Here is a 23912-nt window from a genome sequence, read left to right as displayed (position 1 = left end):
GCGGCGATCGCGGAGGAGATCCGATGGACGACCTGAGCGGCGTGAGGTGGCATGTCAGCACCCGGAGCAGCGGTGGCGGCGGCAACTGTGTCGAGGCGGGGCCGTTGGCGGATGGAAGTGGCCGGGTGGCGGTGCGGCACAGCAAGGCTCCGGACGGTGCCGTGATCGTCTACACCCGGGCCGAGTGGGATGCCTTCCTGGCCGGCGCCAAGGACGGTGAGTTCGACTTCTGACCGGTTCGCCCTTACCCGGCTGGGGGTTACGACGGTCAGCGGGTGAGGGTGCGCCGGGCGACGGTGCGTAGGGTGCCGTCCGGCGCGGTGCCCTCGATGGTCACCTCGGCGGAGCGGCTCTCGTGCCGGAGTGTGCTGACCGCGTTGCCGAAGTAGGGCCCGTCCAGCTTGCGCCAGTGCACCGGGGGCCGTCTGACCCCCGCCGCCCGGGCCAGTGCCCGGGCCACCACCGACGGGCCGCGCCACCAGCCGAGCCGGAGCAGCGGTCGCATCGGTACCGGGATCTGGTTGTGGATCGGCGAGCAGGTCAACTGGTGCACCGGAGTGGCGGTCGGCCCGCCCGGGAACCGGGCCCGGGCGACGTACGAGTGGTGCACGTCGCCGGAGAGCACGCTGATCGACGCCGGTGCCGGGTACGCCGGCCCGGCGCCGACCCGGTCGCCCGGCTCTCCGGCGGACCCGCTGCCGAGCCGGACGAAGACCTGGGCGAGCGCGTCGAACGACCGGCGGAACGCCGCCCAGTGCTCCAGGTCGAGCGCCCGGCGCAACCGTTCGGCGAACGCCGCCACCCGGGGCCGGTCCGAGTCGGCCAGCCGCTCGTTCCAGGACTCCAGGTGGTGGATGCCGGGCGGCAGCAGCCAGGGCAGCGACGACCCGACCACCAGGTGGTCGTACTCGCCGTGCACCTGGTCGGTGAACCAGGACCACTCGGCCGGCGGCAGCATCGCCCGGTGTGTCCGGTCGAGTACCCGGCTGCACCGGTTGTCCAGCACCACCAGCCGGGTACGGCCGACGTCGAGCGAGTAGCTCCACTGGTAGCGGCCGGGCGGGGCGGCCTGGGCCGGCGACTCGCCCCGGCCCAGCGCGGCGTCGTAGCCGGTCGCCTCGGCGTCGACCCGCTCGCCGAACTCGCGCAGCACCGAGGTCGCGTCCTCGGCGGCGACGACCTTGGCATAGACCGGGTCGGCGGCGATCTCGTCCGGTTCGAGGTTGCCCAGGTGCTGGTAGACCCAGTACGACGCGAGCCCGCTGGAGATCCGTTCCGGCCACCAGGGCTGGCGGTGCGTCTCGGTCCGCCACGGCGTCGAGGTGTTCCAGTCGTCGATGATCTCGTGGTCGTCGAAGATCATCACGCTCGGCACGGTCGAGAGCAGCCAGCGGATCTCCGGATCCCGCCACGACTCCAGATAGAGCTTGGTGTACTCGTCGAAGCTCACCACCTGGTCGGCCGGGGCACCGGCACTCCGGTCGCGCCGGCGGCGCAGCAGCTTGCGTACCGTCGGAGAGGTCTGGTCGGCGTAGACCTGGTCGCCGAGCAGCACCAGCAGGTCCGGCCAGCCGTCGGCGGCGTTCGCGGGCCCGCCGCGCTCTCCCGGCCGCCCGGCGCCGACCGAGGCCATCAACCGCCGGGAGTACGCGTCCAGCGCGTCCGGCGGCAGTTTCCGGGCGGTGGCGTGTTGGGTGGTCTCCCGGCAGGAGCCGAAGACCAGCCGCGCCCCGAGGTCGCCGGCCGGGCGGGTCCGGATCACGCTCGGCGGGAACTTCCCCCCGGGCTCCGGCCAGACCTGCTCACCGTCCAGGAAGACGTGGTAGGGCGCGGCCGTACCCGGGGTCAGCCCGGTCACCACGACCAGCGCGTAGTGGTGGTCGAAGGCGGTGAAGGTGGGCGCCTCGCCACCCGCGCCGTCCGGCGTCTCGACCCGGACCAGGGCCGGCCCGCTGGTCTCCACCCAGACGGTCGCGCTGGAGCCGACCACCCGGCGCAGGACCGGGCCGATCAGGAGCCGGGCGGTGGGCATGGGACGACCTCCGAGCGAGGTGAGGGGGTGGTGGACAGGCTTTCCTGCCCGGTTGCCCGCAGTGCTTACCGGAGCTTCGCGGCGAGCCTACTCGGCTGTAACACCCCGGCACAGTGCGGCGGCTGCGCCAAGCCGTCCGGCGTCTGACAGGATCGCCCGTATGGACAACCTCCTCGTCATGGTGGTCGTGGCCGCCGTGCTGGTGCTCCTGCTGGTGGGCCTGGCGGTCGGTCTGGTGATGACCCGCCGGGGCGGCCGGGCCGCCCCGCCGCTGCCGCCGATCCCGCCCGCCCCACCGGTACCACCGGTGCCGCCCAGCCCTACGGCGGCACCGCCGACGGACGTCCTGACCCCGCCCGTCGAGGCGCCGCCGGCACCGACCGAGGTCGAGGCGCCGGTGGTGGTGGAGCGACCGGAGCCGACCGCCGGCCGGATGGTCCGGCTGCGGGCCCGGCTCTCCCGGTCGCAGAACGTCTTCGGCAAGGGTCTGCTCAGCCTGCTCGCCCGGGACCATCTCGACGAGGAGGTCTGGGAGGAGATCGAGGACAGCCTGATCGGCGCGGACGTCGGGGTCGAGGCGACCCGGGAGATCGTCGACCGGCTGCGGGAGCGGACCGCCGTACTCGGCACCCGTACCGCGACCGAGCTGCGGGCGCTGCTCGCGGCCGAGCTGGTGGGCGTACTGGACCCGACGCTGGACCGGTCGCTGCGGGCGACCCGGGACGGCGGCACCCCGGCGGTGCTGCTGGTGGTCGGGGTCAACGGCGCCGGCAAGACCACCACCTGCGGCAAGGTGGCCCGGGTGCTGATCGCGGACGGCCGGACGGTGCTGCTCGGCGCCGCCGACACGTTCCGGGCCGCCGCCGCCGAGCAGCTCACCACCTGGGCCGGCCGGGTCGGCGCCGAGGTGGTCCGGGGCCCGGAGGGGGCCGACCCGGCCAGCGTCGCCTTCGACGCGGTGCAGCGCGGCATCGAGGCGTCCGTCGACACCGTGCTGATCGACACCGCCGGCCGGTTGCAGAACAAGGTCGGCCTGATGGACGAGCTGGGCAAGATCAAGCGGGTCGTCTCCCGGCACGGTCCGGTGGACGAGACCCTGCTGGTGCTGGACGCCACCACCGGGCAGAACGGCCTGGAGCAGGCCCGGGTATTCACCGAGGTGGTGGACGTGACCGGCGTGGTACTGACCAAGCTCGACGGCACCGCCAAGGGCGGCATCGTGATCGCGGTGCAGCGCAAGCTCGGCATCCCGGTCAAGCTGGTGGGGCTGGGCGAGGGGCCGGACGATCTCGCGCCCTTCGATCCGGCACAGTTCGTCGACGCGCTCCTCGGCACCGAGCCGCTTGGCGTGGACGCGTAATCTCGGGGGACTGTTTCGTTAACCCCGCCCCGTCCCCGGGCGCGGGCCTGGTGACGCTGTTCCAGCGCCGCTCCTTCAGGAGAGACGTACGTGACTTCGCAGGAGATCCCGCTGCACGGCGGGAACGTCAGCACCGTCGTGCGGGTGGGCGACACGGTGCGGCGCAACGCCGGCCCGTGGACCCCTTCGGTGCACGCCCTGCTCCGGCACCTGGAATACGTCGGCTTCACCGGCTCGCCCCGGGCCCTCGGGATGGACTCGCGCAACCGCGAGGTGCTGTCGTATCTCGAGGGGGAGTGCGGGGAGTACCCGCTCGCCCCGCACTGGGTCACCGACGAGGCGCTGGTCACCGTCGCCACCATGCTGCGGATGTTCCACGACGCGCAATATGGGTTCCAGCCGCCGCCGAACGCGGTCTGGCGGTCGTTCGGGCCGCCGCCGCCGGACACCGAGGTGATCTGCCACCACGACGCCGCCCCGCACAACGTGATCTGGCGGCCGGACGGCACCCTGGCCCTGATCGACTTCGACCTCGCCTCGCCGGGCGCCCGGATCTACGACGTGGCGTACGCGGCCTGGACCTGGGTGCCGCTCTTCTCCGACCGGGACTCCTACACCCTCGGCTGGCAGCGGCCCAACCGGCCGCGCCGGCTGCGGCTCTTCGCCGACGCGTACGGGCTGATCCCCCGGGACCGGCACCGGCTGGTCCGGACCATCCGGAAGCGGATCGTGGACCACGTCGAGGGGATCCGCCGGATGGCGGCGGCCGGTGACCCGGCGTTCGTCCGGATCGTGCACAAGGGTCACCTCCGGCGCCCGATGCGCGATCTGCGGTTGCTCGACTACGAACGGCACACCCTGGAGTACGCGCTCCGGTAGCCCGATTACGCGTTCCGGCAGTCGGGTGTCGCTGTCCGTACATCCATGACGGGCTATTCGGCTGGTATGCCCCCGTCCGTTCCATCGATGGTGCGGGCTTCTTCACATGTTGGAAACAACCCGTGACGCGGTGGAAACCAAGTGGGCACCACGCGTGAAACCTCCAGCCAGGAAGCTTCCGCGCAACCGGCGTACGGGCGATGCTGCCTCGGTGGGCCGGGAAGGAGGGTAACCAACTTTAGGAGGCCAGCGTGCCTGAAGCACCGACGATCGACTCCGGCAACACCGTATGGCTGCTGGTGTCGACGGCGCTCGTGTTGCTCATGACGCCCGGTCTGGCGCTGTTCTACGGCGGCCTGAACCGGTCCAAGGGCGTGCTCAACATGATGATGATGAGCTTCTCCGCGATCGGGCTCATCTCTGTTCTGTGGTGGTTCTACGGTTTCAGCGTGGCGTTCGGCTCGGACGTGAACGGCTTCTGGGGTGACATCTCCCAGTACCTCGGCACCAAGACCTTCCTGGCCGAGACGGACCTGTGGGGCGCGACGGCCGAGAACCCCAGCGGCATCGGCGTCCCGCTCTACGTCTTCATGGCGTTCCAGATGGTCTTCGCGGTGATCACCGTCGCGCTGATCAGCGGTGCCATCTCCGACCGGGCCAAGTTCGCCGGCTGGCTGCTCTTCGCGTTCGGCTGGGCGACCCTGGTCTACTTCCCGGTGGCGCACTGGGTGTGGGGCGGCGGCTTCATCGGCGCCGACATCCACGCGCTCGACTTCGCCGGTGGCACCGCGGTGCACATCAACGCCGGTGCGGCCGCGCTCGGTGTGGCGCTGGTGCTCGGCAAGCGGCTCGGCTGGCCCAAGGAGGTCATGAAGCCGCACAACATTCCGCTGGTGGCGCTCGGTGCCGGACTGCTCTGGTTCGGCTGGTTCGGCTTCAACGCCGGCTCGGAGCTGACCGTCGACTCGGTCGCCGGTCTGGCCTTCATCAACACCCAGCTCGCCACCGCCGCCGCGGTGCTCGGCTGGATCGTCGTCGAGTGGATCAAGGGTGGCAAGCCGACCCTGGTCGGCGCCTCCTCCGGCGCGATCGCCGGCCTGGTCGCGATCACCCCGGCCTGTGGCTTCATCGCGCCCTGGGCGGCGGTGATCCTCGGCCTGGTCGCCGGTGCGGTCTGCGCGCTCGCGGTCAGCCTGAAGTACAAGCTCGGCTACGACGACTCGCTCGACGTGGTCGGCGTGCACTTCGTCGGCGGCTGGATCGGCTCGCTCTGGCTCGGCCTCTTCGCCACCAACAGCGTCAACGGCGCGATCACCGACGTGGTAGGCGCCTCCGACGGCCTCTTCTACGGCGGCGGCGCGACCCAGCTCGGCCGGCAGGCCCTGGCGGGTCTGGTCGTCACCGTCTGGTCCTTCGGCATCGCCTGGCTGCTGGCCTTCGCGATCGAGAAGACCATCGGCTTCCGGGTCTCCCAGGAGGCCGAGGTCGACAGCATCGACCTCGCGGAGCACGCGGAGAGCGGGTACGACCTCTCCACGGCTTCCGGCGGCGGCGGCGCGTTCGCCATGGCCGGAATCGGCACCCCGAACAGCAGCACGGCGGCGGAGGAGCCCGCCGCTCCGGTCAGCGAGAAGGTCGCCGGTTAAGTTTCTCCGATGGAGGGGTTGGATATGAAGCTGGTGACTGCGGTCATCAAGCCGTACCAGCTGGACGCGGTCAAGGAGGCGCTGCACGCCCTGGGCGTGGCCGGCCTGACCGTCAGCGAGGTCCAGGGGTACGGACGGCAGAAGGGCCACACCGAGGTGTACCGGGGTGCCGAGTACACCGTCGAGTTCCTGCCGAAGATCAGGGTCGAGGTGCTGACCGACGAGATCGACGTCGACAAGGTGGTCGACGCGGTGGTCACGGCCGCCCGTACCGGCAAGATCGGTGACGGAAAGGTCTGGGTGACCGGCGTCGAGGACGTCATCCGGGTCCGTACCGGCGAGCGCGGCCTCGACGCGCTCTAGGAGGAAATCGCCACGATGACCACGGGACCCGCGCCGCTGACCGCCGGTCAGGTCGACCCGAGGCCCCTGGTCATCCCCGGCATCGGCGCCGCCGCACGCGAGCAGCGTGCGGCGGCGCTCGACGCGTGGCTGGCCGGGCTGCTCGCGGCGGGGCTGCGGGAGACCGCCGGCCAGCGGGGCGCGGCCGACCCGATTTCGGCCGACGGGGTCGCCCTGGTCGCGGTCGGCGGGCTCGGCCGCCGGCAGTGCGCGCCCTGCGGCGACCTGGACCTGGTGCTGCTGCACTCCGGGATGCCCGGCATGGACGAGCTGGCCGCCGCGCTCTGGTATCCGATCTGGGACGCCCGGCTCGGCCTGGACCACTCGGTGCGGACCATCCCCGAGGCGCTCTCCGTCGCACACGACGACGTCAAGGTCGCGCTCGGCCTGCTGGACGCCCGGCACGTCGCGGGAGACCGGGAACTCTCCGCCCGGCTGGTCGGCGCCGCCGCCGACCAGTGGCGGCGGACCGCGGTACGCGCGCTGCCGGCGTTGCGCGAGGTCACCGCGACCCGCTGGCAGGCCCACGGCGAGCTGGCGTTCCTGCTGGAAGGCGACCTGAAGGAGGCGGCCGGCGGCCTGCGGGACGTCGCGCTGCTCCGGGCCATCGCCTTCGCCGGGATCAGCGACACGCTGCGCCCGGCGGTCCGGGCCGCGCATCTGCGGATGCTGGACACCCGGGACGCCCTGCACACCTCGGTCGGTCGCCGCGTCGACCGGCTGCTCGCCCAGGAGCGGGCCGCGGTGGCCGGCCTGCTCGGGCTGCGTCAGCTCCGGCGCGGCACCCTCGACCCCGCCCCCCGACAGCTTCCACCCGACGGCGCGAGGCCGGTTCCGTCCGACGGCGCCGGGCCGTCCGACGGCGTCGCCGAACTGGGCGACGTGCTGTTGCGCCAGGTCGCCGGGGACGCCCGGACCATCAGCCACGCCCTGGACGACGCCTGGCGGGCCGCCGACCGACTCCGCTCGGGCCGGCGCCGGGGCGCCGACGGCCGACCGCTGCGCCGCCCGGTCGCCCGGGACGTGGTGGAGCAGGACGGCGAGCTGGTGCTCGCCCGGACGGCGATCGGGGCCCGCCCCGACCCGAGCCTGTCGCTGCGGGTCGCCGCCGCCGCGGCCAGCGCCCGGCTGCCGATCGCCCGGGCCACCTGCGAGTGGCTGGCCGCGTACTGCCCGCCGCTGCCGACGCCCTGGCCGCCGGCCGCCCGGGCCGCGCTGATCACCCTGCTCGGTGCCGGTCCCGGGCTGGTCGCCACCTGGGAGACCTGTGACCGGTACGGCCTGGTCGACGGCTGGCTGCCGGAGTGGCCCCGGATGCGCAGCCTGCCGCAGCACAATCCGGTGCACCGCTACACGCTGGACCGGCACCTGGTGCAGGCCGCCGCCGAGGCGACCGGGTACGCCCGCGAGGTGGACCGGCCCGACCTGCTGCTGCTCGCCGCCTTCCTGCACGACGTCGGGAAGGGGTTGGGTGGGGATCACAGCTCGGTCGGGGCGCCGATCGCGGCCCGGATCGCCGCCCGGATCGGGCTGCCGCCGGCCGAGGTCGACCTGATCGAGAAGCTGGTCGAGCTGCACCTGCTGCTGCCCGAGGTGGCGACCCGGCGGGACCTCGCCGACCCGGTCACCATCGCCCGGGTGGCCGAGGCGGTGCAGGACACCAGCACGCTGAACCTGCTGCACGCGCTGGCCCGGGCCGATGCCCTGGCGACCGGACCGGCCGCCTGGTCGGACTGGAAGGCCCGGCTGATCGCCGAACTGGTCCGCAGGGTGCACACCCGGCTCGACACCGGCCGGCTTCCCGAGCCGCCGACCCCGGACCCGGCGCTGGTGGCGGGGCCGCTGCCGGCCGTACACCTGGAGGGGGACCGGGTGGCGGTGGCCGCGGCGGACCGGCGGGGCCTGCTCGCCGCGGTCGCCGGATGTCTGGCCCTGCACCGGCTGGAGGTGCTCGCCGCCGACGCCAGCATGGTCAAGGAGACCGCCCTGGTCGAGTTCCTGGTCCAGCCCCGCTACGGCACCCCGCCGGACCCGGTCGCGCTCGCCGCCGACCTGCGCCGGGCGGTCAGCGGCGACGTCTCGGTGACCCAGCGGCTGCGCGGCCGTGCCCTGGCGGCCCGGGGCGGCGGCTCGCCACCCCGGGTGGTCTGGCACCGGGCCGCCGCCACCGACGCCGTGGTGCTGGAGTTGCGGGCCGCCGACGCCGGCGGGCTGCTCTACCGGGTCAGCAGCGCGCTGGACGAGGCCGGCGCCCAGGTGCGGGCGGCCCGGATCTCCACCCTCGGCGGCGACGTGGTCGACGCCTTCTACCTGGTCGGGAGCTGGCCCGACGAGGCCGAGCGGGACCGGGTCGAGGCCGCCGTGCTGGCCGCCGCCGGCTGAACCGTCGCGCCGGCCGGACGGCCCGACTACGTCAGCGGGCGTAGTCGGGAGGTCGCTCGCCGGGCGACGCCGCCGGGCCCGCCGGGCGGGATCGTCGAGGGCATGACGGAAATGCCATCCGGCCCCGCCGGGCCGCCGCACCCGGTGCAGACCCGCGGCCTGACCAAGCGGTACGGCGACCTCGTCGCCGTCGACTCGCTCGACCTCACCGTACGCAGCGGCGAGGTGTACGGGTTCCTCGGCCCGAACGGCGCCGGCAAGACCAGTACCCTGCGGATGCTGCTCGGCCTCGTCCGGCCCACCGCCGGGACCGTCCGGCTGTTCGGCCGGCCGCCAGGCGCCCCCGGCCAACTGGACCGGGTCGGCGCGCTGATCGAGGGGCCGGCCTGCTATCCCTACCTCTCCGGCTGGGACAACCTGCGGGTGCTGGCCCGGCTCACCGGCATCCCGCCGATCCGGATCCGGACCGTGCTGGAGCTGGTCGACCTCGCCGACCGGGCCGGCGACCGGTACGCCGGCTACTCGCTCGGGATGAAGCAGCGGCTCGGTGTCGCCGCCGCCCTGCTGAAGGATCCCCGGCTGCTGATCCTGGACGAGCCGACCAACGGGCTCGACCCGGCCGGGATGGCCGACATGCGGGCCCTGGTCCGCCGGCTGGCGGAGGCGGGCTGCACCGTACTGCTCTCCAGCCACCTGCTCGGCGAGGTGCAGCAGGTCTGCGACCGGGTCGGGGTGGTCTCCCGGGGCCGGCTGGTCGCCGAGAGCACGGTCGCGGAGCTGCGCGGCGCCGCCGGGCTGCGGGTACTGGCCGAGCCGCTGGGCGGCGCCGAGGAGCGGGTACGGGCACTGCTCGGCCCCGACCGGGTACGGGTGGTCGACGGCGGGTTGGACCTGTCCGTCGACCCGGACCGGGCCGCCTGGCTCAACACCGAGCTGGTCGGCGCCGGAGTGGCGGTACGCGAACTCCGGCCGCTGGAACGCGACCTGGAGCAGGTGTTCTTCGAACTGACCGGAGGGGCCGACCATGTGGGCTAGCTGCCGAGCGGAAGCGATCAAGATGGTCCGTCGACCGGGCACGTGGCTGCTGCTTGCCGTCGCGGCCGTACTCAGCCTGGTCTTCACCTATTTCGTCCCGTACGCCGCCTACGCCGACGGTTCCGCCGGGGTGCTCAGCGACCGGGCGCTCGACGCGCTGCTGCCGGCGCGGCTGGTCGGCAACTCGATCGGCGGACTGCCGGTCTTCGTCGGCGCCATCTGTCTGATCCTGGCGGTACTCACCGTCGGCGCCGAATACGCCTGGGGCACCTGGAAGACCCTGCTCACCCAGGGGCCCTCCCGGCTGTCGGTCTATCTGGGCAAGCTGCTGGTGCTGGCCGCCGCCACCCTGGCGCTGGTGCTGACCCTCTTCGGGGTCGGCGCGCTGACCAGCCTGCTGATCGCGGTGGCGGAGTCGCAGCCGGTGCACTGGCCGGCCGTCGGCGACCTGGCGGTCGGGATCGGCGGCGGCTGGCTGATCAGCATGGTCTGGGCCGGGTTCGGCGTACTGCTGGCGGTGCTGTTGCGCGGGGTGGCGCTGCCGATCGGGCTCGGCCTGGTCTGGCTGCTCGCCGTGCAGAACCTGCTGGCCGCCGTCGCCGCGCCGATCCTGGACTGGGTGGCGGAACTCCAGAAGGGGCTGCCCGGACCGAACGCCGGGGCGCTGGCGGCGGCGCTCGGCGCCTCGGCCGACGCCCCGGGGGTCGGTGCGGTCGTCGGCGGTGGCCAGGCGGCGGTCGTCCTCGCCGGGTACCTGCTCGGTTTCGTCCTGCTGGCCGGGGCGTACCTGCACCGCCGGGACATCCTCTGAAGCCGTACCGGCGGGGCCTGCTGGGAGGGGAACCGGCATGACATCCTCGGCACAGATGGCGATGCAGGGGCGGGAAGCGGACGGCGGGGTGCGACCGGCCGACAGGCGGTGGGGCAGCCTGCTGGCCGACGCCGCGCTCGCGCTCGTGCTGCTGGTCTTCGGCTACTTCGGCACGACCGGCGCGGCGCAGAACTTCCCGGACGCCGCGCCGGTCGACGATGCGGCGTACGCACTGGTGGCGACGGCGGGGCTGGCGCTGGTCGTACGCCGGCGCTGGCCGCTGGTCACGTTGGCGCTCTGCATCGTGGCCACCTCGGCGTACCTGGTGGTCGGGTATCCGCCGGGGCCGATCCTGATCTCGTTCTCCGTCGCGGTCTACACGGTTGCCCGGCACCTGCCGATCCGGCGGGCGGTGCTCGGCTGTGCCCCCGCCCTGGGGGTGCTGCTGGTGCACGTCTTCGTGTCCCTGCGTGAACCGGTGGGGCTGACCGGCCTGCTGCCCGGTTCGGCGTGGGTCGTCGTACCGTTCGCGGTCGGGGTCACGGTGCGGAACAACCGGGACGCCGCCGCCCGGGACCGGATCGAGCAGGCCCGCCGGCTGGCCGACGACGAGCGGCTGCGGATCGCCCAGGAGGTGCACGACGTGGTCGGCCACGGGCTCGCCGCGATCAACATGCAGGCCGAGATCGCCCTACACCTGCTGGCGAAGCGCCCGGAGCAGGCCGAGACGGCGCTGACCGCGATCAGCCGGACCAGCCGGGAGGCGCTGGACGAGTTGCGGGTCACCCTCTCGGTCGTCCGCCGGGACGCCGCCGTCGACCGCGCTCCGGTGTCCGGGCTGGACCAGGTGGCGGCGCTGGCCGCCCGGCTGCGCCAGACCGGGCTGACGGTCACCCTGGAGATCACCGGGGAGCGCCGGCCGTTGCCGGTGGCGGTGGACCTGGCCGCGTACCGGGTGGTGCAGGAGTCGTTGACCAACGTGCTGCGGCACGCCGGCGCCGCCGCCGCGACCGTCCGGATCGGGTACCTGCCGCCGGAGGTGACGGTCGAGGTGGTCGACACCGGACACGGCGGGTCGGCGGTGGCGGGGCCGGGGGACGGCCACGGGCTGACCGGGATGCGGGAGCGGATCGACGCGCTCGGTGGCGTCCTGGAGGTCGGACCGCGCCCCGGGGGCGGGTTCCGGGTCTTCGCACGGCTGCCCGCGCAGGCACGCCGCATCACGGGGGAGCGGAGATGACCGAGGAGGAGAGCGGGATGGCGACCGGGCGGAGCACGCCGATCGGGGTGTTGATCGCGGACGACCAGGACCTGGTGCGGCTGGGACTGCGCGCCCTGGTGGAGAGCGAGGCCGACCTGCGGGTGGTCGGAGAGGCGGCCGACGGGCTGGGCGCGCTGGCGGTGGCCCGGCGGGAACGCCCCGACGTGGTGCTGATGGACGTCCGGATGCCCGGAATCGACGGCATCGAGGCGACCCGGCGGATCGTCGCCGACCCGGAGCTGGCCGGTACCCGGGTGGTGGTGCTGACCACCTTCGAACTTGACTCGTACGTCTTCGAGGCGCTCCGGCACGGCGCCAGCGGCTTCCTGACCAAGGACACCAAGCCGGTCGAGTTGCTCCGGGCGATCCGGCTGGTCGCCAGCGGCGAGGCGCTGCTCTCGCCGTCGGTGACCCGGCGGGTGGTGCGGGAGTTCGCCACCCGGCCGTCCCGGGTGCTCCGGCCGCACCCCCGGTTGGACACGCTGACCGAGCGGGAGCGGCAGGTGCTCGGGCTGGTCGGCGAGGGGCTGAGCAACGACGAGATCGGCAGCCGGCTACTGGTCAGCCCGGCGACGGCGCGTACCCACGTCAGCCGGGCCATGGTCAAGCTGGGCGCCCGGGACCGGGCCCAGTTGGTGGTGTACGCCTACCAGTCCGGCCTGGTCGAGCCCTGACGGTCCGCCCCGCTGCCCGGCCGGGCGGGGTAGGTTGGCCGCGAGACTGTCGAGCTGCCCCGCCTGTGCGCCCACCACCGCCACCGCCACCGCCACCACCGCCACCGCCGCCACCACCGCCACCACCACCAGCCGCCACCACCGCCCGGCCTAGCCCGGCTGGGGCGGGGCGGAGGCGGCGGGGGAGGTGGGCGGCTACCCTTGCGGTGGCCGGGCACCCGTGCCTCGGCCATGCCATGCTCGGGTAAATACGACAAACGGGATGCTGCGCCGTGTTTGACACTTTGAGTGACCGCCTGTCCGGGATCTTCACCAAGCTGCGTGGCAAGGGTCGCCTCACCGACGCCGACATCGACGCCACCGCCCGGGAGATCCGGCTGGCGCTGCTGGAGGCGGACGTCGCCCTGCCCGTGGTCAAGTCCTTCATCGCCAGCGTGAAGGAGCGGGCCCGGGGCGCGGAGGTGTCCCAGGCGCTCAACCCGGCCCAGCAGGTAATCAAGATCGTCCACGAGGAACTCGTCGCCGTGCTCGGCGGCGAGGGGCGCCGGTTGCAGTTCGCCAAGCAGCCCCCGACGGTGATCATGCTCGCCGGCCTCCAGGGCTCGGGTAAGACGACCCTGGCCGGCAAGCTGGCCGGCTGGCTGAAGGGGCAGGGGCACCAGCCGCTGCTGGTCGCCGCCGACCTCCAGCGGCCGAACGCGGTCAACCAGTTGCAGGTGCTCGGCGGCAGGGCCGGGGTCGAGGTCTTCGCGCCGGAGCCGGGCAACGGGGTCGGCGACCCGGTACAGGTCGCCAAGGCGTCGATCGAGCACGCCCGGCGGGCCGCCCGGGACATCGTCATCGTGGACACCGCCGGCCGGCTCGGTATCGACGCCGAGATGATGGCGCAGGCCGCCGCGATCCGGGACGCGGTCGACCCGGACGAGGTCATCTTCGTGATCGACGCGATGGTCGGTCAGGACGCGGTACGCACCGCCGAGGCGTTCCGGGACGGCGTCGGGATCACCGGCGTGGTGCTCTCGAAGCTCGACGGTGACGCGCGCGGTGGTGCCGCGCTCTCCGTACGGCAGGTCACCGGCCAGCCGATCCTCTTCGCCTCCACCGGCGAGAAGCTGACCGACTTCGACGTCTTCCACCCGGACCGGATGGCCAGCCGGATCCTCGGCATGGGTGACGTGCTCACGCTGATCGAGCAGGCCGAGCAGGCCTTCGACGCCGATCAGAAAGAGAAGATGACCGCCAAGCTGATGGGCGGCGAGCAGTTCACCCTGGAGGACTTCCTCGACCAGCTCATCGCGGTACGCCGGATGGGTCCGATCGCCAACGTCCTGGCCATGATGCCCGGGATGGGGCAGATGAAGGACCAGTTGGCCGAGGTGGACGACAAGCACTTCGACAAGGTCACCGCGATCATCCGGTCGATGACCCCGGGTGAGCGGACCAACCCGAAGGTCATCAACGGCTCGCGGCGAGCCCGGATCGCGAACGGCTCCGGTGTCACCGTGATGGACGTCAACCAGCTGCTCAACCGCTTCGCCGAGGCGCAGAAGATGATGAAGCAGATGGGCGGCATGATGGGCCTGCCCGGTGGGCGACGCAAGGCGACCAAGTCGCCGAAGAACAAGCGCAAGGGCACCAAGGGCGGCGGCCGGCCCCGGGTCGGCGGTCCGGCCGGCGGCTTCCCGGGCGGCATGCCGCAGTTGCCGCCGGGGCTGGACCCGAACGCACTCCAGGGCGGCCAGGGCCTGCCGCCCGGCTTCAAGCCGCCGAAGCTCGACTTCAACAAGCTCGGCAAGCGCCCGAACGAGAAGTGACCGGGGACGGACAGGGTGTCCGTCGTCCGGGACAGCGGGCGATAGCCTGACCGCGTAGGGTAACGGCCGCGCCGGGAAGGAGTGGTCATGACCGCGGCGCCGATGCTGTCGGAGCGGCAGGAGTGGACGGTTGACGACCTCGGCGAGCTGCCGAAGGACCTTCCGTACGAGCTGATCAACGGAAGGTTGATCGTGCCGTCCCCCCACCTGCACCAGGACCTCTGTGTCGAAATCCTGCTCGCACTGCGGGCGAACTGCCCGCCGGAGTACGTGGTCAGCATCGACCTGTCGATGCTGGTCGACCGGCGCAACGAGCCCCGGCCCGACGTGGTGGCGCTGCGACCCGAGCACGTCACCCGCAGCCCGGTCCCGGTGCAGGACGCCGTCCTCGCGGTCGGGGTGATCTCGCCCGACTCCACCTTCCAGGACATGTACGACAAGGCCCGGGTCTACGCCCGCGCCGGGGTGCCGACCTACTGGGTGGTCGACCCGCTGCACGAGCGGATGACGCTCACCGAGTTCGTGCTCGGGCCGACCGGGGAGTACGAGCCGGCCGTACACACCGACGACGTCTACTCCACCGAGCGTCCCTGGAAGGTGACCGTCGACCTGCCGGCCCTGACCACCCGCTGGGCCGGCCTGCGCGGCCGCGTCGAGGTGTGACGTCGGATCGCGTCGAGGTGTGACGTCGGGTCGCGTCGCGCGGCGAGGGCGGTGCCACGGGTGGCCGGGGCGTGATCTGCGGCGGGGCGGGCCGGGGTGCGGCGGGTCGCCCCGGCCCGATCGGGTAGGAATGTGCGCATGGCGCTGCACGTACGAGGGGTCGTGCTCCCGGACGACGAGGTCCGCGACCTGTGGCTGGTCGGCGACCGGGTCACCTTCACCCCGGTCCCCGGGGCGGTCACGGTGGCCGATCGCGGCTTCGTGCTGCCCGGTCTGGTCGACGCGCACTGCCATCCGGGGATCGCTCCCGGCTCGGTGCCGATCACCTCGCTCGACCAGGCCCGCGAGCTGGCCCGGATCGACCGGGACGCCGGGGTGTTGGCGATCCGGGACGCCGGTTCGCCGTTCCCGTACCCGGAGTTGGAGGACGAGCCGGACCTGCCGCGACTGGCCCGCGCCGGGCGGCACATCGCGCCGCCGAAGCGGTATCTGCGGGACATCGCGGTGGAGGTCGAGCCCGCCGACGTGCCGGCGGCGGTGACCGAGCAGGCCCGGGCCGGCAACGGCTGGGTCAAGCTGGTCGGGGACTGGATCGACCGGAACGTCGGCGACCTGGCGCCGTCCTGGGAGCCGGAGACCGTGGCCGCCGCGGTGGCCGCCGCGCACGCGGCCGGCGCCCGCGCCGCGGTGCACACCTTCTCCGAGGCGGCGGTCGAGGTGATGGTCCGGGCCGGGGTCGACTCGGTCGAGCACGGCACCGGGGTCAGCCTCGACCTCGTCGACGAGATGGCCCGGCGCGGCACCGCGCTGGTGCCGACGATGATCAACATCGCCACCTTCGGCGAGATCGCCGAGCGGGCCGCCGCGAAGTTCCCCGGGTACGCCAAGCACATGCTCGCGCTCCGGGACAACTTCCCGGCGGTGGTCGGCGCGGCGTACGAGGCCGGGGTACCGATCTACGTCGGCACCGACGCGGGCGGCGGGATCGACCACGGGCTGGCCGCCGAGGAGATGCTGCTGCTGCACGAGCAGGCCGGGATGTCCACCGTCGACGTGCTGGCCGCCGCCTCCTGGCGGGCCCGGGACTGGCTCGGCTTCCCCGGCCTGGTCGAGGGTGGCCTCGCCGACCTGGTGGTGTACCCCACCGACCCCCGGACCGACCTGCGGGTGGTACGCGCACCCGAGCGCGTCGTGCTGCGCGGCCGGGTGCTGCGCTGACTCTGCGCCTGGCCGGGTCGGTCCGCTGGCACCGTGCGCCGGCTCACGGCGACCGGCGCAGGTGACGGGCTGACGGTCGGCGGCAGCGGGCCGGGCGCGTCGGGCCCCGGGCCGACGCATAGGATGTGCCCTCATGGCACGCGTGCTCACTCCCCGTGCGGAGGACTTCCCCCGCTGGTACCAGGACCTGATCGCCAAGGCACAGCTCGCCGACAACGGCCCGGTGCGGGGGACCATGGTCATCCGACCGGCCGGCTACGCCATCTGGGAGCGCATGCAGGCCGAGATGGACGCCCGGATCAAGCTCGCCGGCGCGGAGAACGCGTACTTCCCGCTCTTCATTCCGGAGAGCTACCTGCGCCGGGAGGCGCAGCACGTCGAGGGCTTCTCGCCCGAGCTGGCGGTGGTCACCCACGGTGGCGGCAAGCAGCTCGCCGAGCCGGTCGTGGTCCGGCCGACCAGCGAGACGGTGATCGGCGAGTTCATGGCGAAGTGGGTCGACTCCTACCGCGACCTGCCGCTGCTGCTCAACCAGTGGGCGAACGTGGTGCGCTGGGAGCTGCGGCCCCGGGTTTTCCTGCGGACCACCGAGTTCCTCTGGCAGGAGGGGCACACCGCGCACGCCGACGAGGCCGACGCGCGGGCGTACGCCCGGAAGATCCTGCACGAGGTCTACGAGGATTTCATGGTCGGGGTGCTCGGCATCCCGGTGCTGACCGGGCTGAAGACCGCCCGGGAGCGGTTCGCCGGTGCCACCCACACCTACACCCTCGAAGGCATGATGGGTGACGGCAAGGCGCTCCAGATGGGCACCTCGCACGAGCTGGGGCAGAACTTCGCCCGCGCCTTCGACATCACCTACACCTCTGCCGAGCGCAGCGTCGAGCACGCCTGGACCACCTCCTGGGGCAGCTCGACCCGGATGCTCGGCGGGCTGATCATGTGCCATGGCGACGACAACGGGCTGCGGGTGCCGCCGAGGCTGGCGCCCGTGCAGGCGTACGTGATGGTGGTGAAGGCCGGCGACGGGGTCGCCGAGGCCGCCGCGAAGCTCTGCGACGCGCTGCGCGACGCCGGGGTCCGGGTCGCCCTCGACGACCGGGTGGACACCCCGTTCGGCCGCCGGGCCGTCGACGCCGAGCTCAAGGGCTATCCGGTACGCATCGAGCTCGGTCCCCGCGACCTGGCCGCCGGCAATGCGGTGCTGGTCCGCCGGACCACCGGCGCCAAGACCCCGGTCCCGGTGCCGGACGTGGTCGCCGGGGTCCTCGCCGCGCTCGACGCCGACCAGAAGGCGCTCTACGACGAGGCTCTGGCCCGGCGCGAGTCGCACACCGTCGCGGTGGATTCGCTGGCCGAGGCGATCGAGGCGGCCGGCACCGGCTGGGCCCGGGTGCCGTGGTCGGCCGTCGGTGCCGAGGGGGAGGCGGAGGCGAACGCTCAGGGTGTGACCGTCCGCTGCCTGCGCCGGGCCGACGGCTCGGTGCCGGATTCGGAGGACGAGCCGGATCTGACCGCCATCCTCGCCCGCTCCTACTGACCGGCCGGATGTGACCGGGATGCGCTTCCCACCGGGCCGCGTCGTCGTGCACCGCAACGTGCGGCGGGGCCGGATCGGCTGGGTCCGCCCGGCCCGGGTGGTCAGTGATGACGACCGTGGCCTGTTGCTCTGGGTCGCCCGGGGCACCCAGGTGGCCAGCGAGGTCACGGCGGACGGTCGCGGGATGCGGGCGATGCCGTTCACCGAGTGGGTGGCCGCCTCGACCTACCGGTTGCGGGTCGCCCTCTGGGCCGGACCGCCGGTACTGAAGTTCCTGCCGGCCGGCGCGGTCCACTCGGTCTGGTTCTTCCGGGACGCGGCGGACCGGTTTGCCAACTGGTACGTCAACCTGGAGGAGCACGGCGTCCGCTGGGACGACGGCGAGCTGGCCGGCGTGGACGTGGTGGACCAGGATCTCGACGTGGTGGTCTGGCCGGACCACACCTGGGAGTGGAAGGACGAGGGGGAGTTCGCCGAGCGGCTCGCCGTCCCGGAGCACTACTGGGTCCCGGACCCGGCGGCGGTACGCGCCGAGGGAGAGCGGGTAATCAAGATCGCCGAGGCGGCGCAGTTCCCGTTCGACGGCACCTGGTGCGACTTCGTCCCCGATCCGGCCTGGACCGCGCCGGACCTGCCGCCCGGCTGGGACCGCCCACCCGTGCGCTGAACCACCCACCACGTGCGCTGAACCGCCCACCCGTGCGGTGGAGACCGGAGGTCCGTTCGCTGGAGACCGGAAGGCCGTGACCGGCGCGGTGAGTTCAGCCAGCCGCCGGCGTGGCGCGGGCGGAGAGCGGCAGGCTCGGCTCGCGGGCAGGGGCGTAGGGCCGGCAGGACGCCCGGATGACCAGCTCGGTGGGGAGCCGGATGTGCGTGTCCCGTTCGACGCCGCCGATCAGGTCGATGAGCAGGCGCAACGCCTCGGCGCCCATCCGTTGCAGCGGTTGCATGATCGTCGTCAGCGGCGGGTTGACCAGCGCCGACTCCGGTACGTTGTCGAAGCCGATCACGGAGAGGTCGTCGGGTACCCGCAGGCCCATGCTCCGGGCGACGTCGAGGGTGGAGATCGCGGAGAGGTCGTTTCCGGCGAAGACCGCGGTCGGCCGGTCGGGGAGGGCGAGCAGCTCCGCGGCCGTACCGGCGGCGCTCTCGGTCCGGAACCCGCCGACCCGTACCAGTCGCTCGTCCACCGGGACGTCGGCGTCGGCCATCGCCTTGCGGAACCCGGCCTCGCGCAGGCGTGCCGACTCGAGGTCGGAGCGTCCGCTGATGTGCCCGATGCGGCGGTGGCCGAGTGACAGCAGGTAGTTGGTCGCGAGTACGGCGCCGGCGAAGTTGTCGGAGTCGACGGTGGGCAGGCCGGACGGGCCGGTGTGCGGGTCGACGGCGACGACGTGGAAGCCCTGGTTGGTCTCGACCACGGTCGGCGTGACGATCACGGCCCCGTCGATGAGCGTTCCGGAGAGCCGGGCCAGTGACCGCCGCTCCCAGCCGATGGCCGCGCTGGCACCGTCGCCGCCGGAGTAGGCCAGCAGCTGGTAGCCGGTCCCGACGACCTCCCTGGACGCCCCCTTGAGCAGCTCGGTCGAGAACGGCTCGAACTCCGCGACCAGGATTCCCAGCACGTTCGTGCGGTGACTGCGCAGGCTCTGTGCCCCTAGGCTGGCCTCGTACCCGAGTTGGTGGATGACCTGCTGGACGCGTTCCACCGTCGCCTGCGCCACGCCGTACCTGCCATTTACCACCTTGGATACCGTCGCGACGGAGACGCCGGCCGTACGGGCCACGTCCGACATCTTGACACGCTGCGGAAACGCCACGCCGACGATGATAGAGGGCTGCCAGCGCCCCGTGACAGGGGAGTCGAAACCGTTATCGACAACGGTTGACACCGAGTTACGCGGCTGTAAAACTCGCCGTTCAGGTGAGTACCGCGACTGATAGTCGAGGAGACATTCGATGGCGATGAAAGGCCGCGCGGGCACCGTCCTGGCGCTGCTTACGACCAGCGCACTCCTTGCTGCCGGATGTAGCGGCGGCGGCGACGAAGCGCCCGCTGAGGAAGAGCTCTACAAGAACCCGGTGACCCTGACCTGGTGGCACAACGCTTCGCAGGACGGGCCAGGCAAGACTTACTGGGAGAAGGTCGCCAAGGACTTCTCCGCGCTCCACCCGACCGTCACGATCCAGATCGAGGCGATCGAGACCAACCAGCTCCAGCGCACCCGGCTCCCTGCTGCGCTCCTGACCACCGACCCGCCGGACATCTTCCAGGCGTGGGGCGGCGGCGAGATGCGCGAGCAGGTGGAGGCCGACTACCTCAAGGACATCACCGAGCAGGTGAAGGCGGAGGTGGCCAACATCGGCAGCGCCGCCGAGATCTGGGCGGTGGAAGGCAAGCAGTACGGCCTGCCGTACCGGATGGGCATCGAGGGCATCTGGTACAACAAGGACATGTTCGACCGGGCCGGCATCGCCGCCGTGCCGACCACGTTCGACGAGCTCAACGACGCGGTCACCAAGCTCAAGGCGATCAACGTCGTCCCGATCGCCCTCGGTGCCGGTGACAAGTGGCCCGCCGCGCACTGGTGGTACAACTTCGCGCTGCGTGCCTGCTCGGTCGACACCCTGAAGAAGGCCTCCACCGAGGCGGTCTTCGACGACCCGTGCTTCGTGAAGGCCGGCGAGGACCTGAAGACCTTCATCGGCACCAACCCGTTCCAGCCCAACTTCATCGCCACCCCGGGCCAGAACGACCCGACCAGCGCGAACGGGATGCTCGCCAACGGCAAGGCCGCGATGGAGCTGATGGGTGACTGGAACAAGGGCACCCTGGAGACCGTCGCGGAGGACAAGGCGGCGCTGGCCAAGTTCCTCGGCTGGTTCCCCGTGCCGGCGATCTCCGGTTCGGCCGGTGACCCGAAGGCGGCCCTCGGCGGTGGTGACGGGTTCGCCTGCGCCAAGAACGCCCCGGCGGAGTGCGTCGAGTTCCTCAAGTACATCGTGAGCCCCGAGGTGCAGAAGGGCTACGCCGAGACCGGCACCGGCCTGCCCGTCGCCAAGGGTGCGGAGAGCGGTGTCGCGGACCCCGCCCTGAAGTCCATCCTGGAGGCCACGTCCGGAGCGACCTACGTGCAGCTCTGGTTGGACACGGCCTTCGGCAGCACCGTCGGCAACGCGATGAACGACGCGATCGTCGCCATCTTCGCCGGCAGCGGCAGCCCGCAGCAGGTCGTCGACGCCATGAAGGCGCCCGCACGCACGTGCCCCCCACCAACCAACCCCTCACCCCCGCGGGGGCGGCGCCGCCCCCGCCGGCGGGCGTCCGGCCCGCCCGGAGGCGGTCGTCCTCCCGCGTGGCCGAAAAACGCCGTAAGTGGTACGAGATCATCGGGCTGACGACACCGGCGGTCGTCGTCTACGTGATGTTCGTGCTGGTGCCGATGGGCTTCGCGGTCTACTACAGCCTCTTCCGCTGGCGCGGGGTCGGGCCGCCCACCGAGTTCGTCGGCTTCGACAACTACGTCCTCGCCTTCCAGGACCCGATCTTCCTCGACGCGCTGCGCAACAACGCCATCATCGTGGTCGGGTCGCTGGTGATCCAGGGCCCCATCGCGCTCGCCGTGGCGCTGCTGCTCAACCGGCGCTTCCGTGGACGCACCGTGTTCCGCCTGCTGGTCTTCGTGCCCTACGTGCTCGCCGAGGTCACCGTCGGCATCATGTGGAAGCTGATCCTGACTGACGGCGGGACGGCCGACGCGCTGCTGCGGTCGCTGGGACTGGGCAGCCTGGTCCAGGCGTGGCTCGCCGACCTCGACGTCGTCATCTGGACGCTGCTGGCCGTCCTCACCTGGAAGTACGTCGGCTTCGCCATCATCCTCCTGCTCGCCGGCCTGTCGAACGTGCCGCACGAGCTGACCGAGGCCGCCTCGATCGACGGCGCGAGCTGGTGGCAGATCCAGCGCCACATCACGCTCCCACTGCTCGGCCCGACGATCCGGATCTGGATGTTCCTGTCGATGATCGGTTCGTTGCAGGTCTTCGACGTGATCTGGGTGACCTCGGTACCGTCGGTGCGATCGCTCGGCGCGTCGGCCACCATGGCGACGTACATGGTGGACAACGGCTTCTTCGCCCGGCTGTGGGGCTACGGCAACGCGGTGGCCGTGATCCTCTTCGTCATCTCCTTCGTCGCGGCGCTGCTGTTCCAGCGCTTCTTCCTCCGCCGCGACATCCAGGGTGCCATCACCAGAAGGGCGAACTGACCGTGGCCGCGAACGCTGTCCTGCCCCCACCGTCCAAGCGCCGCCCGGTGTCCTGGGGTAGCCCGCTCACCTATGCGCTGGCGCTCGCGGTCGCGGCTGTGTCGATCGCCCCGGTCGTCTACGTGATCGTCGGCGGTTTCCGCACCACCCCGCAGATCGTGGCGGACCCGGCCGGGCTGCCCGACCCGTGGGTCTTCGACAACTACGTCCGGGTACTGACCCAGAGTGACTTCTGGGGTCAGGCGTTCAACAGTGCGGTGATCGCCCTGGGTACGACCCTCGGTGTCGTGGTGCTCGGTGTCTGCGCCGCGTACGTGCTCGCCCGGTACACCTTCCGGGGCCGCGAGGCGCTCTACACCTTCTTCACGCTCGGCCTGCTCTTCCCGGCCGGGGCGGCGATCCTGCCGCTCTACCTCATGCTGCGCGACCTCAACCTGATCAACTCGTACTACGCGGTGATCCTCCCGCAGGTCGCCTTCGCGTTGCCGCTCACGATCGTGATCTTGCGTCCTTTTCTCGCCGCCATCCCGCGCGAGCTGGAGGACGCCGCCGCGATCGACGGCACGGGCCGGCTCGGGTTCCTCTGGCTGATCGTGCTGCCGCTGTCGCGGCCCGCGCTCGTCACGGTCGGGATCCTCGCGTTCGTGGCGAGCTGGAACGCGTTCCTCCTGCCGCTACTCGTCCTCGGCGACGTCAATCTGCACACCCTGCCACTGGGCGTGCAGAACTTCTCGAGCCAGTACACCTCCGACACGGCGGGAATTCTCTCCTTCACCTCGCTGGCGATGCTGCCGGCACTGCTTTTCTTCACATTCGCCGAAAAGCAGATCGTCGGTGGCCTACAGGGCGCGGTCAAGGGCTGAGCCGCAGCGGTACGGGCGCGGGAAGGGGGAGGCGCGGCCTGATCGAGGCCCGGACGGGGTGGTCGGGACGGCGGGGCGCGCCCCCGGCGAGCGAAGCGGCCACCAGCCATGATCGCCCGGAGCGCGCCCCGCCGGCGAGTTCGCCGACCGGTGTGAGGTTCCCGGGCCGGGTCTGGCACAATGGGTCGCTGGTATCCGGCACGCGTCCGGCGCCCTCTAACCCGGGCGTGTCGCCAGTCCATCGAGCAGTCCCCGGCTCAAACCCCACTGTGCCGGTCGGCTCTCACCCGCGCACCGCCCGTGTCCGGGACGGTGAGAATCGCAACAGGAGCGAACACACTGTGGCCGTAAAGATCCGGCTCCTGCGGATGGGTAAGATCCGCAACCCGCAGTACCGCATTGTCGTCGCCGACTCGCGCACCAAGCGCGACGGTCGGGCGATCGAGTTCGTCGGGATCTACCAGCCGAAGGAGCACCCTTCGGTGATCGAGGTCAAGTCGGAGCGGGTGCAGTACTGGCTCTCTGTCGGCGCCCAGCCGAGCGAGGCCGTCCAGCGCCTGCTGGAGAAGACCGGCGACTGGCAGAAGTTCAAGGGCCTGCCGGCCCCGCCGCCGCTGCTGGTGGCGCCGGAGCGGGCCGACCGCACGGCGGCCTACGAGGCCGAGGCGAAGGCCGCGGCCGGGCTGACCGAGTCGGCCAAGCCGGCGAAGAAGGCGGCCAAGGCGGCCAAGGCGGCGCCCGCCGAGGCCCCGGCCGAAGCGCCCGCCGAGGCACCCAAGATCGAGGAGCAGGCCGGTGCGGACTCCGGCGAGCAGGCCTGACGTGGCGCTCCGGCCGGCGCTCGAACACCTGGTCAAGGGCATCGTCGACCACCCGGACGACGTACGGGTCCGAATGGTCGACTCCCGGCGTGGCAAGCGCCTGGAGGTGCGGGTACACCCCGAGGACCTGGGTACGGTGATCGGTCGCTCCGGCCGTACCGCGAAGGCGCTGCGCCAGGTGATCGGGTCGATCGGCGGCCGTGGCGTACGCGTCGACATCGTCGACTCGTACTGATCCGCGGATCC

22 protein-coding genes are annotated in these 23912 nt (G+C 72.2%); 20 read left to right on the top strand and 2 right to left on the bottom strand.

Annotated features, from left to right (window positions below; translation table 11 throughout):
• Positions 1 to 23: 23 nt before the first annotated feature.
• Positions 24 to 233: a DUF397 domain-containing protein gene (locus tag R6Y94_RS09395; protein WP_318395477.1), complete on the top strand. Its 210-nt coding sequence runs from the start codon at positions 24 to 26 to the stop codon at positions 231 to 233.
• A 35-nt stretch (positions 234 to 268) separates the two neighbouring features.
• Here R6Y94_RS09395 and R6Y94_RS09390 read toward each other — a convergent pair whose 3' ends face one another.
• A complete protein-coding gene (locus tag R6Y94_RS09390) occupies positions 269 to 2032 on the bottom strand; it encodes an alkaline phosphatase D family protein (RefSeq protein ID WP_318395398.1) in 1764 nt (587 codons plus the stop codon).
• A gap of 178 nt (positions 2033 to 2210) precedes the next feature.
• Between R6Y94_RS09390 and ftsY the strand changes: the two genes are divergently transcribed.
• From ftsY to R6Y94_RS09320, 14 genes are all read left to right on the top strand, one after another.
• Positions 2211 to 3392: a signal recognition particle-docking protein FtsY gene (gene ftsY, locus R6Y94_RS09385; RefSeq protein ID WP_412102724.1), complete on the top strand. Its 1182-nt coding sequence runs from the start codon at positions 2211 to 2213 to the stop codon at positions 3390 to 3392.
• Between the two features lie 90 nt (positions 3393 to 3482).
• Complete coding sequence (locus tag R6Y94_RS09380; RefSeq protein WP_101370291.1) at positions 3483 to 4271, top strand: aminoglycoside phosphotransferase family protein; 789 nt, start codon at positions 3483 to 3485, stop codon at positions 4269 to 4271.
• A gap of 251 nt (positions 4272 to 4522) precedes the next feature.
• A complete protein-coding gene (locus tag R6Y94_RS09375) occupies positions 4523 to 5917 on the top strand; it encodes an ammonium transporter (RefSeq protein ID WP_318395396.1) in 1395 nt (464 codons plus the stop codon).
• A 24-nt stretch (positions 5918 to 5941) separates the two neighbouring features.
• Positions 5942 to 6280, top strand: coding sequence for a P-II family nitrogen regulator (locus R6Y94_RS09370; RefSeq protein ID WP_196205300.1), 339 nt, complete (start codon positions 5942 to 5944; stop codon positions 6278 to 6280).
• A 15-nt stretch (positions 6281 to 6295) separates the two neighbouring features.
• On the top strand, positions 6296 to 8701 hold the full coding sequence (locus R6Y94_RS09365; protein WP_412102720.1) for a [protein-PII] uridylyltransferase: 2406 nt from the start codon (positions 6296 to 6298) through the stop codon (positions 8699 to 8701).
• 102 nt (positions 8702 to 8803) lie between these two features.
• Positions 8804 to 9736: an ABC transporter ATP-binding protein gene (locus R6Y94_RS09360; RefSeq protein ID WP_318395395.1), complete on the top strand. Its 933-nt coding sequence runs from the start codon at positions 8804 to 8806 to the stop codon at positions 9734 to 9736.
• Positions 9726 to 10547 carry an ABC transporter permease gene (locus R6Y94_RS09355; protein ID WP_318395394.1) on the top strand — a complete coding sequence of 274 codons (822 nt, stop codon included), beginning with the start codon at positions 9726 to 9728 and terminating at the stop codon, positions 10545 to 10547. The genes R6Y94_RS09360 and R6Y94_RS09355 overlap by 11 nt, the downstream gene beginning before the upstream one ends.
• A gap of 37 nt (positions 10548 to 10584) precedes the next feature.
• The gene (locus R6Y94_RS09350; RefSeq protein WP_318395393.1) at positions 10585 to 11787 is read left to right on the top strand and encodes a sensor histidine kinase; all 1203 of its coding nucleotides are present in this window, start codon (positions 10585 to 10587) and stop codon (positions 11785 to 11787) included.
• On the top strand, positions 11784 to 12482 hold the full coding sequence (locus R6Y94_RS09345; RefSeq protein ID WP_318395392.1) for a response regulator transcription factor: 699 nt from the start codon (positions 11784 to 11786) through the stop codon (positions 12480 to 12482). Before R6Y94_RS09350 ends, R6Y94_RS09345 begins: the two co-directional genes overlap by 4 nt.
• A 272-nt stretch (positions 12483 to 12754) precedes the next feature.
• A complete protein-coding gene (gene ffh, locus R6Y94_RS09340) occupies positions 12755 to 14296 on the top strand; it encodes a signal recognition particle protein (RefSeq protein ID WP_318395391.1) in 1542 nt (513 codons plus the stop codon).
• An 87-nt stretch (positions 14297 to 14383) separates the two neighbouring features.
• Positions 14384 to 14959, top strand: a complete 576-nt coding sequence (locus tag R6Y94_RS09335) for a Uma2 family endonuclease (RefSeq protein ID WP_318395390.1) — start codon at positions 14384 to 14386, stop codon at positions 14957 to 14959.
• 138 nt (positions 14960 to 15097) lie between these two features.
• Positions 15098 to 16177: an amidohydrolase family protein gene (locus R6Y94_RS09330; RefSeq protein ID WP_318395389.1), complete on the top strand. Its 1080-nt coding sequence runs from the start codon at positions 15098 to 15100 to the stop codon at positions 16175 to 16177.
• 133 nt (positions 16178 to 16310) lie between these two features.
• Positions 16311 to 17717: a proline--tRNA ligase gene (proS, locus tag R6Y94_RS09325; RefSeq protein WP_318395388.1), complete on the top strand. Its 1407-nt coding sequence runs from the start codon at positions 16311 to 16313 to the stop codon at positions 17715 to 17717.
• A 19-nt stretch (positions 17718 to 17736) separates the two neighbouring features.
• Complete coding sequence (locus R6Y94_RS09320; RefSeq protein ID WP_318395387.1) at positions 17737 to 18384, top strand: DUF402 domain-containing protein; 648 nt, start codon at positions 17737 to 17739, stop codon at positions 18382 to 18384.
• A gap of 94 nt (positions 18385 to 18478) precedes the next feature.
• On the opposite strand, the gene R6Y94_RS09315 is transcribed toward R6Y94_RS09320, so the two are convergent.
• A complete protein-coding gene (locus R6Y94_RS09315; RefSeq protein ID WP_318395386.1) occupies positions 18479 to 19537 on the bottom strand; it encodes a LacI family DNA-binding transcriptional regulator in 1059 nt (352 codons plus the stop codon).
• Positions 19538 to 19676: 139 nt separating this feature from the next.
• Here R6Y94_RS09315 and R6Y94_RS09310 point away from each other — a divergent pair, with 139 nt between their 5' ends.
• The 5 genes from R6Y94_RS09310 (at position 19677) to R6Y94_RS09290 (ending at position 23901) form a co-directional block, all read left to right on the top strand.
• Entirely contained in the window at positions 19677 to 21116 is a 1440-nt protein-coding gene (locus R6Y94_RS09310; protein WP_318395385.1) for an ABC transporter substrate-binding protein, read from the top strand.
• Complete coding sequence (locus R6Y94_RS09305; protein ID WP_318395384.1) at positions 21074 to 21982, top strand: sugar ABC transporter permease; 909 nt, start codon at positions 21074 to 21076, stop codon at positions 21980 to 21982. The genes R6Y94_RS09310 and R6Y94_RS09305 overlap by 43 nt, the downstream gene beginning before the upstream one ends.
• Complete coding sequence (locus R6Y94_RS09300) at positions 21979 to 22845, top strand: carbohydrate ABC transporter permease (protein ID WP_318395476.1); 867 nt, start codon at positions 21979 to 21981, stop codon at positions 22843 to 22845. The genes R6Y94_RS09305 and R6Y94_RS09300 overlap by 4 nt, the downstream gene beginning before the upstream one ends.
• Positions 22846 to 23186: 341 nt before the next feature.
• Positions 23187 to 23666 carry a 30S ribosomal protein S16 gene (gene rpsP / locus R6Y94_RS09295; protein WP_318395383.1) on the top strand — a complete coding sequence of 160 codons (480 nt, stop codon included), beginning with the start codon at positions 23187 to 23189 and terminating at the stop codon, positions 23664 to 23666.
• Positions 23641 to 23901, top strand: a complete 261-nt coding sequence (locus tag R6Y94_RS09290; RefSeq protein WP_199853371.1) for an RNA-binding protein — start codon at positions 23641 to 23643, stop codon at positions 23899 to 23901. Before rpsP ends, R6Y94_RS09290 begins: the two co-directional genes overlap by 26 nt.
• Positions 23902 to 23912: the final 11 nt, after the last annotated feature.

The organism is Plantactinospora sp. KLBMP9567, from assembly GCF_033446045.1.
Taxonomy (GTDB): domain Bacteria; phylum Actinomycetota; class Actinomycetes; order Mycobacteriales; family Micromonosporaceae; genus Plantactinospora.
Note: the sequence above shows the minus strand (reverse complement) of the source record. Positions and strands in the feature narration are given on the sequence as shown.

Excerpts from the sequence above, each read along its gene's own strand:
- R6Y94_RS09395 (WP_318395477.1), top strand. The coding sequence starts at position 24 with ATGGACGACCTGAGCGGCGTGAGGTGGCATGTCAGCACCCGGAGCAGC.
- R6Y94_RS09390 (WP_318395398.1), bottom strand. The coding sequence starts at position 2,032 with ATGCCCACCGCCCGGCTCCTGATCGGCCCGGTCCTGCGCCGGGTGGTC.
- ftsY (WP_412102724.1), top strand. The coding sequence starts at position 2,211 with ATGGTGGTCGTGGCCGCCGTGCTGGTGCTCCTGCTGGTGGGCCTGGCG.
- R6Y94_RS09370 (WP_196205300.1), top strand. The coding sequence starts at position 5,942 with ATGAAGCTGGTGACTGCGGTCATCAAGCCGTACCAGCTGGACGCGGTC.
- R6Y94_RS09365 (WP_412102720.1), top strand. The coding sequence starts at position 6,296 with ATGACCACGGGACCCGCGCCGCTGACCGCCGGTCAGGTCGACCCGAGG.
- R6Y94_RS09360 (WP_318395395.1), top strand. The coding sequence starts at position 8,804 with ATGACGGAAATGCCATCCGGCCCCGCCGGGCCGCCGCACCCGGTGCAG.
- R6Y94_RS09355 (WP_318395394.1), top strand. The coding sequence starts at position 9,726 with ATGTGGGCTAGCTGCCGAGCGGAAGCGATCAAGATGGTCCGTCGACCG.
- R6Y94_RS09350 (WP_318395393.1), top strand. The coding sequence starts at position 10,585 with ATGACATCCTCGGCACAGATGGCGATGCAGGGGCGGGAAGCGGACGGC.
- R6Y94_RS09345 (WP_318395392.1), top strand. The coding sequence starts at position 11,784 with ATGACCGAGGAGGAGAGCGGGATGGCGACCGGGCGGAGCACGCCGATC.
- R6Y94_RS09335 (WP_318395390.1), top strand. The coding sequence starts at position 14,384 with ATGACCGCGGCGCCGATGCTGTCGGAGCGGCAGGAGTGGACGGTTGAC.
- R6Y94_RS09330 (WP_318395389.1), top strand. The coding sequence starts at position 15,098 with ATGGCGCTGCACGTACGAGGGGTCGTGCTCCCGGACGACGAGGTCCGC.
- proS (WP_318395388.1), top strand. The coding sequence starts at position 16,311 with ATGGCACGCGTGCTCACTCCCCGTGCGGAGGACTTCCCCCGCTGGTAC.
- R6Y94_RS09320 (WP_318395387.1), top strand. The coding sequence starts at position 17,737 with ATGCGCTTCCCACCGGGCCGCGTCGTCGTGCACCGCAACGTGCGGCGG.
- R6Y94_RS09310 (WP_318395385.1), top strand. The coding sequence starts at position 19,677 with ATGGCGATGAAAGGCCGCGCGGGCACCGTCCTGGCGCTGCTTACGACC.